Source organism: Streptomyces sp. NPDC015032, from assembly GCF_043080425.1.
Classification (GTDB): Bacteria; Actinomycetota; Actinomycetes; order Streptomycetales; family Streptomycetaceae; genus Streptomyces.
Genome location: NZ_JBIBVN010000003.1, coordinates 479,036 through 490,959 on the forward strand (window position 1 = coordinate 479,036; position 11,924 = coordinate 490,959).

9 protein-coding genes are annotated in these 11,924 nt (G+C 71.3%); 2 read left to right on the forward strand and 7 right to left on the reverse strand.

The genetic code is table 11. The features are described from left to right. The first annotated feature begins 35 nt into the window (after positions 1 to 35). Complete coding sequence (lysA, locus tag ACF08M_RS07865; protein ID WP_392184358.1) at positions 36 to 1,355, forward strand: diaminopimelate decarboxylase; 1,320 nt, start codon at positions 36 to 38, stop codon at positions 1,353 to 1,355. 9 nt (positions 1,356 to 1,364) lie between these two features. After that, positions 1,365 to 2,288: a LysR family transcriptional regulator gene (locus ACF08M_RS07870; protein WP_392184359.1), complete on the forward strand. Its 924-nt coding sequence runs from the start codon at positions 1,365 to 1,367 to the stop codon at positions 2,286 to 2,288. A gap of 147 nt (positions 2,289 to 2,435) precedes the next feature. Here ACF08M_RS07870 and ACF08M_RS07875 read toward each other — a convergent pair whose 3' ends face one another. The 7 genes from ACF08M_RS07875 to ACF08M_RS07905 all read right to left on the reverse strand — a co-directional run bounded on the left by ACF08M_RS07875 (position 2,436) and on the right by ACF08M_RS07905 (position 11,802). Then, positions 2,436 to 3,281: a serine hydrolase gene (locus ACF08M_RS07875; protein WP_392184360.1), complete on the reverse strand. Its 846-nt coding sequence runs from the start codon at positions 3,279 to 3,281 to the stop codon at positions 2,436 to 2,438. Beyond that, positions 3,278 to 4,897 (reverse strand): amidohydrolase family protein, encoded by a 1,620-nt coding sequence (locus ACF08M_RS07880; protein ID WP_392184361.1) that lies wholly within the window; start codon positions 4,895 to 4,897, stop codon positions 3,278 to 3,280. The genes ACF08M_RS07875 and ACF08M_RS07880 overlap by 4 nt, the downstream gene beginning before the upstream one ends. Continuing rightward, positions 4,897 to 5,670 carry an amino acid ABC transporter ATP-binding protein gene (locus tag ACF08M_RS07885; RefSeq protein WP_392184362.1) on the reverse strand — a complete coding sequence of 258 codons (774 nt, stop codon included), beginning with the start codon at positions 5,668 to 5,670 and terminating at the stop codon, positions 4,897 to 4,899. The genes ACF08M_RS07880 and ACF08M_RS07885 overlap by 1 nt, the downstream gene beginning before the upstream one ends. Continuing rightward, entirely contained in the window at positions 5,667 to 6,641 is a 975-nt protein-coding gene (locus tag ACF08M_RS07890) for an amino acid ABC transporter permease (RefSeq protein ID WP_392184363.1), read from the reverse strand. Before ACF08M_RS07890 ends, ACF08M_RS07885 begins: the two co-directional genes overlap by 4 nt. 8 nt (positions 6,642 to 6,649) lie before the next feature. After that, entirely contained in the window at positions 6,650 to 7,534 is an 885-nt protein-coding gene (locus tag ACF08M_RS07895) for an ABC transporter substrate-binding protein (protein ID WP_392184364.1), read from the reverse strand. Positions 7,535 to 8,458: 924 nt separating this feature from the next. Further along, positions 8,459 to 10,087: an ABC-F family ATP-binding cassette domain-containing protein gene (locus tag ACF08M_RS07900; protein WP_392184365.1), complete on the reverse strand. Its 1,629-nt coding sequence runs from the start codon at positions 10,085 to 10,087 to the stop codon at positions 8,459 to 8,461. An 80-nt stretch (positions 10,088 to 10,167) separates the two neighbouring features. Beyond that, complete coding sequence (locus tag ACF08M_RS07905; RefSeq protein ID WP_392184366.1) at positions 10,168 to 11,802, reverse strand: ABC-F family ATP-binding cassette domain-containing protein; 1,635 nt, start codon at positions 11,800 to 11,802, stop codon at positions 10,168 to 10,170. Positions 11,803 to 11,924 lie beyond the last annotated feature (122 nt).

The window sequence follows — 11,924 nt, forward strand, 5'->3', positions numbered from 1 at the left end:
AGGATGGCCGGGAGCCGGCCTACTGGGGAGGAATCATGTCGTCAGCCATCGAAACGGGGCTGCTGCCCTTCACGTCGGAGGTCCGTCCCGAAGGGCTCGCTGTCGGAGGGGTCCTGCTCACCGACCTCGCTCAGCGCTTCGGAACGCCGCTCTTCGTATACGACGAGGAGCACCTGCGCCGACGCTGCCGCGAGGCGGTCGCCGCCTTCGGCCGGGACAACGTCGCCTACGCCTCCAAGGCATTCCTGTGCACGGCCATGGCGAGACTGGCCCATGAGGAGGGGCTGTTGCTCGATGTCGCCTCCGGCGGCGAGCTGCGAGTGGCACTGCACGCCGGTGTTCCGGCCGGGCGGATCGTGCTGCACGGCAACAACAAGGACGAGTCGGAGCTGCGCACGGCGATGTCGGCGGGGGTGCGGCATGTGGTGGTCGACAGCTTCGACGAGATGGACCGCATCGAGTACCTGCATGCCGAGGGACAACTGCCGCCGGTCCGCATCCAGTTGAGAGTGGCCCCCGGTGTTGCCGCAGGTGCGCACGAGGCGATCAGGACCGGGGGTGACGATTCGAAGTTCGGCTTCGGCCTCGCCCGCGGAACCGCCGCGGCCGCCGTGCGGCGGGCCGCCGGCTCCCCGGCGATGATCCTGGAAGGCGTTCACGCGCACGTCGGATCCCAGGTGCTGGACACGGCGGAGCTCGCAGCCGGCGCCGCCGCTGTGGCACGGTTCGCCGTGGAGGCACAGGTGCACCGGCTCACCGTCGGCGGCGGCCTCGGTGTCGCCTACGAGGCGGACCAGACCGTGCCCTCGTTCGCCGACTGGGCGGCCCGGGTGCGCACCGCGGTGCGCGACGCGGGCTGGGACGGCGAGGTGACGGTGGAGCCCGGCAGGTCCATCGCCGCCCGCGCGGGGCTGACCCTGTACCGGGTGGGCACGATCAAGCGGATCGAGGGCGTGCGCACGTATGTCAGCGTCGACGGCGGAATGAGCGACAACCTGCGCCCTGCCCTGTACGGCAGCCGCTACGAGGTGTTCCTGCCGCGCTGCCCGCGTGCACCGAGACCGCTGCGGGCACGGCTGGTCGGCAAGCACTGCGAGAGCGGCGACGTGATCGTCGACGAAGCCGCCCTGCCCGCCGGAGTCGGGGTGGGCGATCTCCTGGCCACGCCCGTCACGGGCGCCTACGGGTATGCCATGGCGTCCAACTACAACAAGCTGCCGCGCCCGGCCGTCGTCTTCGTGTCCGACGGCCGGGCCCGCACCGTGGTGCGCCGGGAGACCGAGGAGGACCTGCTGCGCCTGGACGTGGACGAGCCGGCCCGGCCCGTGACGCCGCAGTGCGTCGCCACGGCCTAATCTGGCCCGATGCTGAACAGTGCCCGACTGCTCGTCCTGTTGCACATAGCCCGTACGGGCACCATCGTGGCCGCGGCCCAGGCTCTGCATCTGAGCCCGTCCGCGATCTCGCACCAACTCGCCCGGCTGGAGCAGGAACTCGGGGTCGCATTGGTGGAACGTCAGCCGCAGAGCCTGCGGCTGACGGCAGCCGGCGCGCGACTGGCCGAGCACGCGCAGGCCGTCGCCGACCTGATGGCAGTCGCCCAGGACGACCTGCGGGCGCACTCCGAAGGAGAGGCCGGGGTCCTGCGGCTGGGCTTCTTCGCCTCCTCGGGACTGGAGCTGCTGCCCCGGGCGCTGTCGGCCTTCGCGTCCGGGCGGCCCCAGGTCGAACTGGAGCTGATCCTGGGGCAGCCGCACGAGCTGGTACCCGATCTGGAGGCGGGACGGCTGGATGCGGTGGTCGTCTTCGAACATCCGCTGGACCCCTGGTGCCGGCAGGCGGCCGTAAATGTGGAGATGTTCTTCGACGAGCCCCAGGTGGTGATACTTCCGCTGCGCCACCCCCTCGGGCGGCGCACCGAGGTCCGGCTCGCCGCCCTGGAGGGGGAGAGCTGGATCGGTACGCACGGCGGTCACACCGGCGAACCGGTTCTGGAGCGCGCCTGTGCCGCCGAGGGGTTCCGGCCGCGGGTCCACTGCCGCAGCGATCACTACCAGGTCACGATCAACCTGGCGCGCGCCGGCATGGGCATCGCACTCGTCCCGGCCCTCGGGATCGGCGACACGGCAGGAGTGCACGTGTGCCGACTGGACCATCCTCAACTGCACCGGAGGATCGGGGTCGCCACCCGGCCCACCAACCGCAACCCGCTGCTGCGGATCTTCCTCGCGGAGCTGCGGTCGGCCGCCGAGGAGATCCGGTCGCTGCTGGAGATGCAGTGGTCCTGACCGGCGGGGCGGGCCGGCGCGGCGTTCCGGTGCGGGCGCACCGATCCGTGGTTCCGGTGGGCGGGCCCGAAGGCCGGCCGGTGTCCGGGCCGCCCTTCGGGTCCTCTTCGCCGTGCGGGCCCCCGCCTCTCTTCGGGGGCCCGCACCTCATACGGCGGCCCGACGCCGGGCACAGGCCGCGAGAACGCGGCCGACATCCCGGATGGCCTGCACCGCGGCCCGCTCGGTGCTGGGGCCCAGCGCCGACTCCCAGTGCGCCACCACCGCGTACGCCAGCCGGCGTGCCCCGACGATGACACCGGCGTCGGCGCGCACCCCGGTGTCGGTGCCCGTCTTGTTGGCCACCAGAAGCCCGTCGGGCAGCGGGTCCGGGAAACCGGGGGCGTAGGGGTCGTGATCCACCAGGGCGGGGACCAGACCGTGGTCGGTGTTGGCGCGCATCCAGTGCAGCAGCCGTGCGGAGGCCGCCGGGGAGCTCATCGTGCCGCGTACCGCATGTGTCACCAGCCGGGCCAGGTCCCTCGCGGTGCCGGTGGCGAAGACGGGCGGCACATCCGGGCCCCGGATGTCGCGGACCCGGTCGTGGAGCGTCAGGCGGTCGAGCCCGAGTTGCTCCGCCAGCCGGGCCGTGGACTCGCGCCCCACCAGCCGGAGCAGCGCGTTGGTGGCGCTGTTGTCGCTGACCGAAGCGGTCAGCCAGGCCAGGTCCTCGACGGTCCAGCCGCGTCCGCTCATCCGGCGCAGCAGGCCGGTACCCTGCGCCACGTCCTCGTCGAGGATGTCGACGGTCCGGTCGGCAAGCAGTTCGCCGGTGTCCAGTCGGCGTGCGACCTCGGCGAGCAGCAGCAGCTTCGAGGCGGACGCGACCGGCAGCACCGTGTGTTCGTCGACCCCCACCGTCTCGCCGCCGTCGATGTCGACGGCGGCGACGGCCAGGGTGAGCGGCAGCGCGGCCGAGCGCCGCGCCGCCGCGGCCACTTGGGCCAGACTCATCGGATCCTCACCACTTCCCCCGCCCGCTTCGCGGTCGGGCAGCCGCTCCGCACGGCGACCTGTCCCGCCACCACCACGGTATCGATGCCTTCGGGGGCCAGCAGCGGCTGGTCGAACGTGGCGGTGTCGCGTACCGCTGCCGGGTCGAGGACGACCAGATCGGCGAGGGCACCGTCGCGGACCACGCCGCGGCCGGTGAGCCCGAACCGCCGGGCCGGCAGACCGGTCATCTTGTGCACCGTCTGCTCCAGCGGCAACAGCCGCTGGTCGCGGCCGTAATGGCCGAGCACACGGGCGAAACTTCCGGCCCAGCGGGGATGCGGCCGGCCGGGTTTGGGGACGCCGTCCGAGCCGATCATCGACAGGGGACTGGCGATCACCCGCCGGACGTCGTCCTCGCGCATGGAGTGGCTGATGATGGTCACCTCGCCCTGCTCGGCCAGCAGCAGGTCGCACGCGTAGTCGACCGGGTGGACACCGCGCTCGGCGGCGAGGTCGGCGATGCTGCGGCCCTCGGCCTCCGGGTGCGTCTGAGCGGCGGCCACCGTGATGAGGTCCCAGCCACCGTTGCCCACGGTGTTCTCCCACCCCTTGACACCCTGGGCGATGTCCGTCCGGATCCGGTCGCGGGTATCGGCCCGGCTCAGCCGTTCCAGCAGGGCACCGACGCCCCCCTCGCTCGTCCACGGCGGCAGCATGGCGTGCAGGACGGTGCTTCCCGCGGTGTACGGATAGACATCGCACAGGACGTCCACGCCTTCGGCGCGGGCCTGCTCCAGCCGGGGCAGGGTGCGCAGCGTGGCGCCCCAGGCATACCGGCCGGCGGTCTTGTGATGGGAGATCTGCAGCGGGGCGCCGGAGCGCACCGCGATCTCCAGGGCCTCCTCCAGGGCGGTCTCCACCTGTGACATCTCGTCGCGCAGATGAGTGACGTAGGGCTTGCCGTGACGGGCGGCGACCCTGGCGAGCGCGACGATCTCCTCGGTGTCGGCGTAGGTGCCGGGAGGGTAGATCAGCCCGGTGGACAGGCCGGCCGCGCCCTGCCGGAACGCCCGGTCGAGCAGTGCGCACATGGTGTCCAGTTCGTCGGGCCCCGGCGGGCGGGCTTCGAAGCCCATCACCCCGGCGCGCAGGGTTCCGTGGCCGACGAGCGAGGCGATGTGGGTGCGGCGCAGCGTGAGGTTCTGTCCGGCGGCGAACGTGTCGAAGTCCACCGCGGGTTGTACCGGTCCGAGCCCGAACGTCACCCTGAGATGCTCGGCAAGTGCCGGCAGCCGCTCCGGGAGCGAGGGGAACAGGCTGGTCCCGCAGTTGCCGCAGATCTCCGTGGTGACGCCCTGGAGCAGTGGTGCGAGGCGGAGATCGTCGACCGGCTCCGCGGTGCCGTCGGCGCCGTGCGGTGCCGCCAGGGCGTCGGAGTGTGTGTGTACGTCGATGAAGCCGGGAGTGACGACCTGGCCGGTCACATCCAGACTCTCGGTGGCCGAGGCCGGGGTACCGGCGGGGAGTACGGCGATCCGTCCGTCCACCACCGCGATGTCCGCCTCCCTGGCGGGGGCGCCGGTGCCGTCGACGAGCGTGCCGCCGCGCAGCAGCAGATCCAGCGGGCGGCCCATCACAGCACCGTCGAAAGGAAGGCCCGCGTGCGCTCGTGCTGCGGGTCGGTGAACAGGAGGTCCGGGCTCCCGGCTTCGACGACGGCACCCTGATCCATGAACAGGACACGGTCGGCGACCTCGCGCGCGAACCCCATCTCGTGAGTGACGACGACCATCGTCATACCGCTGCGGGCCAGGTCGCGCATGACGCCCAGGACTTCGCCGACGAGTTCGGGATCGAGAGCGGAAGTGGGTTCGTCGAAGAGCATGAGCGCCGGCTCCATGGCCAGCGCGCGGGCTATCGCCACCCGCTGCTGTTGCCCGCCGGACAGCTGTCCCGGGTAGTGGTCGGCCCGGTCCGCGAGACCGACATCGTCCAGCAGCTCCCGGGCCTGTTTCTCGGCCTGCGCACGGGAGTGGCCCTTGACGGCGACGGGTCCCTCCATCACGTTCTGCACCGCTGTGCGGTGCGGGAAGAGATGGAACCGCTGGAACACCATGCCGATCCGCTCGCGCTGGCGCCGGATGTCACGGGGACGCCGCTCGCGCAGGGTGCGGCCGGACGTGCCGTGCTGTTCGTAGCCGATCAGTTCACCGTCCATCCATACCCGCCCCGCGTCGAGCTGCTCAAGGTGGTTGAAGCAGCGCAGCAGCGTCGACTTGCCGGACCCGGAGGGGCCTATGACACACAGCACCTCACCGCTGCGGACATCGAGATCGATGCCCTTCAGCACCTCGGTGTCACCGAATTGCTTGCGGACCCCACGGGCCCTGAGGATCACGTCGTTCATGCCGCTGCCCCCTTTCCGGTGCCACGACCGGGTACGAGATTCGCCAGAACCCTGCGCCGCAGCGGCGGGGCGGCGCCGGGGCTGTAGCGGCGTTCGACGGCGTGCTGGCCGATGCTGGCGATCGTGGTGAGGACCAGATACCAGAGGGAAGCCACCAGCAGTAGCGCCACCACTTCGAAGTTGGCGAGATACAGGTGCTGCGAGACGGTCATCAGATCGGCGCCCGCGATGACCGAGACCAGGGAGGTCGTCTTGAGCATGGAGATGAACTGGTTGCCGAAGGGCGGGATGATCACCCGCATCGCCTGCGGAAGGATGATCCGGGACAGGATCCGGCGGTTCGACATGCCGATGGACGCGCCGGCCTCGCGCTGCCCGGGATCGACGCTCTGCATGCCCGCCCGCACGATTTCTGCCATGTAGGCACCCTCGTTGATGGAGAGGCCGAGCAGCGCAGCCACGAACCCGGTGATGACCTGGTTGGACTGCCAGCTGACGAGCTTCGGGCCGTCGAACGGTACGCCGATGCTGATCACCGGGAACAGCAGGGCCAGGTTGAACCAGAAGATGAGCTGGACGAGCAGCGGGGTGCCCCGGAAGAACCAGGTGTACGCACTGGCGGTGAGACGCAGAACCGGGCTGTCGGAGAGCTGCATCACCGCGACGACGATCCCGATGACGATGCCGACGGCCATCGAGACGAGCGTGAGCTGGATGGTCACCCCGAGGCCCTCGAGGATCACGCTGTCGAACTGGTACTGGGCGACGATGTCCCAGTGCAGGTTGGGATTGACGATGATCGTGTAGGCGAGCCAGACCGCGAACAGCACGGCGGCGAAGACCGCCAGCCAGCGCCCGGGACGGGGGCGCCGGCTCACCCGGAGGGTGAGGTCCTCGTCCGGCGGTGTCGCTTCGCTGGTGTTCGCCGGGGCCGCGCCGGGGGCGGCGCCGGATATTTTCTGATGGGTCATGTCCGTACTCACTGCCCGTCGTTGACGGTGGCCTCGGAAACGGCGCTGCCGCCGACGCCCCAGGTGTCGAGGGTCTTCTGGTAACCGCCGTCGTCGATCAGTTCCTGCAGGGCCTTCCGGACGGCGTCGCGCAGCCCGCCCTGGCTCTTCGAGACAGCGATGCCCCACGGTGAGGTGCCGTACTGCTTCGGCAGGACCTCGTACGCGCTGCTCTTCTTTGTGAACATCTTGGCGACGGGATAGTCGACGATGGTCGCGACCGCGCGCCCGCTGTCCAGCTGGAGCAGCCCGGTCGGCGCGTCCTCGCTCTGCGAGATGCGCATTTTCTCCCGGCACTTGGCGTTCTGCTCCTCACCGATGTGGAGGTTCGAACTTCCCTTGGCGAGGACGACGGTCTTTCCGCACAGGTCCGCGAGGGACTTGATCCCCTGCGGATTGCCCTTCTTCGTCATGATGACGCCACCGGTGCGGAAGTAGTCGACGAAGTCGACCGCTTGGCGCCGCTGAGCGCTGTCCGTCATGGACGACATGACCAGGTCGAAGCGTCCCGATCCCAGACCGGGGATCAGCCCGTCGAAGGCGGCATTGCTGAGTTCGAGCTTCAGCTTGAGCCGCTGGGCGATGGCCTTGGCCAGATCGGGGTCGACACCGGTGAGCCGTGTGGTCCCGGGCTCGTACATCTCCATCGGTGGATAGCCGACCGCGGTGGCCACGCGCAGCACACCCTTCTGCCGGTACTGCGCGGGGACCAGCTCGGCCGCGGTCCGGCCGGCGGCGGCCTGCGAGGAACTGCCGGACGGGGCATCGCCCTGGCCGGAGCGCCCACAGGCGGTGGCCGCGAGGGCCACCACGGCCAGGGCTGCCAGACAGCGCAGAGAACGGGGACGTTTCATGGAATTTCTCCCTCACGGGGTGGCGGTGCGCCGATGCTGGCAGTCGCGCCCGGGTGAACGGAAGATGATGAAGCTATTCATGCCTGACCATCGAATTCGGTACGGGTACGGGACCGTGGGCCAGGGCCCTGGTGATGGCGGTGGCCGCCCCGGGACGGCGTCCTTCCAGGATCTCGACATGCCATTCGAACCCGCGCTGCCGGACCGACTGGAGCGCGCCGTCCGGCGTTACGGCGCCGGGACGCCGACCGGGCGGGCGGAGCTCGCTTCCACCCGACACGGGGCACGCGTTCGTGATCGCCCCGGGATTCGCCGCGCTGCTCGACGAACACGCCGAGGACTGAACGCCTGCCCCGTGCGGTCCTCTTCCACCCTGTCGGGAACACATCGGTGCCGTTTGCCGTAGCGGTCGTCGAAACGCCGGGAGACGGTCCGGGTGAGTCCGAGGCGGGGCTGCTGGATCCGGCCGACCGGGAAGGCCGGCCTGGCAGAAGGACTGGCCCTGTCGACGAGGATGTCGGCTGCCTGAGACGTGTGTGCCACTGAACTTGACAATCAAGCAGGTGGTGCTGCGATAGTCGGCGCGTGCGTATCGGCCTCCTCGGACCCCTGGTGCTGGACACCGGAACCGGCCCGATGCCGGTCGGTGGCCCACGGCTGCGGGCGCTGCCGGCCAGGCTGGTTCTGGACGCCGGGCGCGCTGTGCGGCCGGAGGTCCTGGCCGAGGCGCTATCGGCTGAGGTTCCACCGGCCGACCAGGCGAATGCCCTGCAGTCGCTGGTGTCCCGGTTGAGGCGAGCGTTGGGCGACCCCGCGCTGCTCACCTCCGGACCGGCTGGGTACCGGCTGGCCATCGAGGCGGATGCGCACGTCGCCCCGGTCCGCCGGAACCCACCCCGGTGGACCGGCGCTCCCGCCCTCCCGCTACCCCTGTTCGCTCTCCAGCCGCAGCTCACGGCCCTGCCACCGGCGGCGCAGCCAGCGGTCGTGGCTCGCGACCGCGATCGCGCCCGGGCCGCTGCCCAGCGCCGCCTCCAGCTCGTCGCACAGACGCGGTGAGAGGTGGTTCGTAGGCTCGTCGAGCAGCAGCAGCTGGGGCGGCCGGGCCATCAGCAGCGCCAGGGCCAGCCGGCGGCGCTGCCCCACCGACACCTGCCCGACCGGCTTGTCCAGATCCGCCTCGGCCAGGAGGCCGAGGCGGACCAGCGGCACCTTCTCGGCCCGCTCCGGCCCCAGCTCCAGCGCGTAGGTGTCCCGGACCGTGCGGCCGGGCCGATCGAACACGGTGTCCTGCGTGAGCAGCCCGACCGTCAGCCCGCGCCGCCTGCGCACCTCGCCCTCGGCCGTGAGGCGTCCGGCGAGCACCGCGAGCAGGGTCGACTTGCCCGCCCCGTTGCCGCCGGTGATCAGCAGCCGCTCGGTCGCCGACAGCTCCAGGCCGGACAGGGCGAGCCGTCCTGGCACCCGTACGTCCCGCAGGGACACCAGGGGTTCCGGGCCGTCCGGCGTGCGCGCGGCCGGCCCTGGCGCCGCGAACCGCAGCGGGGGCGGCGGCTCGGCGACCCGGGTGCGCTCCAGCTCCTCGAGCCGCCGGCTCGCGCTGCGCACCCGGCGGGAGATCTGGCTCTGCACGCGGCCCGCCCGGTGGCCGTAGCCCATCTTCTCGCTGTCGCGCGGCCCCCGGTCCGGCGCGACCCGGCGCGCGGTCACCTTTGCCGCGTGCCGCAGAACCTCCAACTCCTCCTGTTCTTCGGCGTACCGGCGTTCCCAGCGCTCCCGGTCGGCGTGTTTCCCACTCACGTAGGCGCTGTAGTTGCCTCCGTAGCGGACCGGTCCGTCCACCGCCGGATCGAGGTCGATCAGGTCGGTGCACACGGCGTCGAGGAACGCCCGGTCGTGGCTTGCGACGACCACGGCCCCGGGCAGGCCGCGCAGCTGCTCCTCCAGGAAGGCGGCGGCGCCGTCGTCGAGGTGGTTGGTCGGCTCGTCGAGCAGCAGCGCCGGCGGCCGTCGCACGAGCAGCGCCGCCAGGGCCAGCCGGCCGCGCAGCCCGCCGGACAGCGAGCCGAGCGTCCGGTCGTGGCCGAGCGTGCCGAGACCCAGCCCGTCCAGCACCAGGGCCGCCCGGCGGTCGGCGTCCCAGGACTCCCGGTCCTGGGCATCGACCAGCCGCTTTCCGTACGCGTCGAGCAGGCCCGGGTGGGCCGGGTCGTCCTCCGGGACACGGGCCAGTTCCTCGCCGAGCCGTTCGAGCTGCGCGAGGTCCTCGCGGGCCTCGCGCAGCGCCTCGTCCAGCACCGCGGCGAGGGTGGATTCGGGGCCGAACGGCATCTCCTGGTGGAGGAAGCCGAGGTCCACCGGGCGCGACACGCTCCCGGCGTCGGGTTCGTCCACGCCGGCCAGCACCCGCAGCAGGGTGGACTTGCCGGCGCCGTTCTCCCCGATCAGGCCGATGCGGTGGCCGGGGGACGCGGTCAGGGACACGCCGTCGAGGACGCGGCGGCCGCCCAGGTCGCGGACGAGGTCCTGGGCGAGCAGAGCGGGCTGGGGCATGGGAAACCATCCAAGGTGATCGGTGGTACGCCCGCCGGGCACGGGTGCCTCGAACGCGGGCCGCTGCACACGCCGGTGGTTCACACCGCCGGGGCTCCCGTCGCCTCGAGCGTTCCTTCTGCCAGCCGCAGCCAGCGGTTCACCCCGATCTCGGCGAGGAACCGCTCGTCGTGACTGACCACCATGAACGCGCCCCGGTAGGAGTTGAGCGCGCTCTCCAGCTGGCCCACGCTGACCAGGTCGAGATTGTTGGTCGGCTCGTCGAGCAGCAGCAGCTGCGGGGCCGGTTCGGCGCACAGGATGCAGGCCAGGGTGGCACGCAGCCGTTCGCCGCCGGAGAGCACACCGACGGGCAGGTGCACGCGGGGGCCGCGGAACAGGAAACGCGCGAGCAGGTTCATCCGCTCCGCCTCGGGCCGCTCGGGCGCGAACGCCGCGAAGTTCTCCGCCACCGTGCGGTCCTGGTCCAGCAGGTCCAGGCGCTGGGAAAGATGGGCGACGCGGCCGTCGCCGCGCTTGATCTCCCCGCTGTCCGGGGCGAGTCCACCGGTGATCAGCCTGAGCAGTGTGGTCTTGCCGGCGCCGTTGGGCCCGGTCAGGGCGATGCGCTCGGGCCCGCGTACGGAGAGGTCGACGCCGCCCGCGGCGAACACGTCCCTTCCGTCGTGGCGGACCTGCATCCCCTCGCCGAGGAAGAGGTTGCGCCCTGCGGGCACCTGGGTGTCCGGCAGATCGAGGACGATGCGCTGCTCCTCGCGGAGTGCGCGCCCGGCCTCGTCGAGACGGGCCTTGGCCTCGCCGACCCGGGACGCGTGCATCTGGCCGGCCCGGCCCGCGGACTCCTGTGCGCCGCGCTTCATGTTGCCGGCGAAGATGCGCGGGAGCCCCGCGTTCTTGAGGTTGCGGGCGGCGTTGCTCGCGCGGCGATCGGCGCGTTCACGGGCCTGCTGAAGCTCCCGCTTCTCCCGCTTCAGGTCCTGCTCGGCGTTGCGGACGTTCTTCTCGGCGACCTCCTGCTCGGCGCGCACGGCCTCCTCGTAGGCAGTGAAGTTGCCGCCGTAGAGGCGCAGTCGTGAACTGCCGAGCTCGGCGATGCCGTCCATGCGGTTCAACAGGGCGCGGTCGTGGGCGACCAGCAGCAGAAGGCCGTTGAAGTCCCCCAGTACGTCGTACAGCTTGTGCCGGGCGTCCCGGTCGAGATTGTTGGTCGGCTCGTCGAGCAGCAGGACGTCGGGGCGCTTCAGCAGCTGTGCGGCGAGCCCGAGCGAGACGATCTGGCCACCGCTGAGGGTGCTCAGGCTGCGGTCGAGGGCCAGGCCGGCCAGCCCGAGACGGTCGAGTTGGGCGCGGGTGCGCTCCTCGATGTCCCAGTCGTCGCCGATGGTGGTGAAGTGCTCCTCGCTCACGTCACCGGACTCGACGGCGTCCAGGGCACGGATCACCGCGGCGACGCCGAGCACCTCGGCGACGGTGAGGTTGCCGGTCAGGGGGAGGCTCTGCGGCAGATAGCCGAGTGTGCCGCTGACGGACACCGACCCGGTGGCGGGCCGCAGTTCGCCGGCGATCAGCTTGAGCAGGGTGCTCTTGCCGGAACCGTTGGGGGCGACCAGGCCCGTGCTGCCGGCGGTCAGGGCGAAGGACAGATCGTGGAAGACCGGGGTGTCGTCGGGCCAGGCGAACGACAGGTTCGAGCAGACAAGGGTGGCGTCGGACATGGAAGTGACCTCGAGAGGGCTGGGGACGAAGACAGCTCCGCCCCGGGCAGACATGGGAAAAATGGGTACGACAAACGGGCCACTCCGGTGGCGCTCCTCGGCGCGTCCGGTGGCCGTCAGAT

What these genes read in the sequence shown, in the direction of transcription:
- lysA (WP_392184358.1), top strand. Translation starts at nt 36, where the DNA reads ATGTCGTCAGCCATCGAAACGGGGCTGCTGCCCTTCACGTCGGAGGTC.
- ACF08M_RS07870 (WP_392184359.1), top strand. Translation starts at nt 1,365, where the DNA reads ATGCTGAACAGTGCCCGACTGCTCGTCCTGTTGCACATAGCCCGTACG.
- ACF08M_RS07875 (WP_392184360.1), bottom strand. Translation starts at nt 3,281, where the DNA reads ATGAGTCTGGCCCAAGTGGCCGCGGCGGCGCGGCGCTCGGCCGCGCTG.
- ACF08M_RS07880 (WP_392184361.1), bottom strand. Translation starts at nt 4,897, where the DNA reads ATGGGCCGCCCGCTGGATCTGCTGCTGCGCGGCGGCACGCTCGTCGAC.
- ACF08M_RS07885 (WP_392184362.1), bottom strand. Translation starts at nt 5,670, where the DNA reads ATGAACGACGTGATCCTCAGGGCCCGTGGGGTCCGCAAGCAATTCGGT.
- ACF08M_RS07890 (WP_392184363.1), bottom strand. Translation starts at nt 6,641, where the DNA reads ATGACCCATCAGAAAATATCCGGCGCCGCCCCCGGCGCGGCCCCGGCG.
- ACF08M_RS07895 (WP_392184364.1), bottom strand. Translation starts at nt 7,534, where the DNA reads ATGAAACGTCCCCGTTCTCTGCGCTGTCTGGCAGCCCTGGCCGTGGTG.
- ACF08M_RS07900 (WP_392184365.1), bottom strand. Translation starts at nt 10,087, where the DNA reads ATGCCCCAGCCCGCTCTGCTCGCCCAGGACCTCGTCCGCGACCTGGGC.
- ACF08M_RS07905 (WP_392184366.1), bottom strand. Translation starts at nt 11,802, where the DNA reads ATGTCCGACGCCACCCTTGTCTGCTCGAACCTGTCGTTCGCCTGGCCC.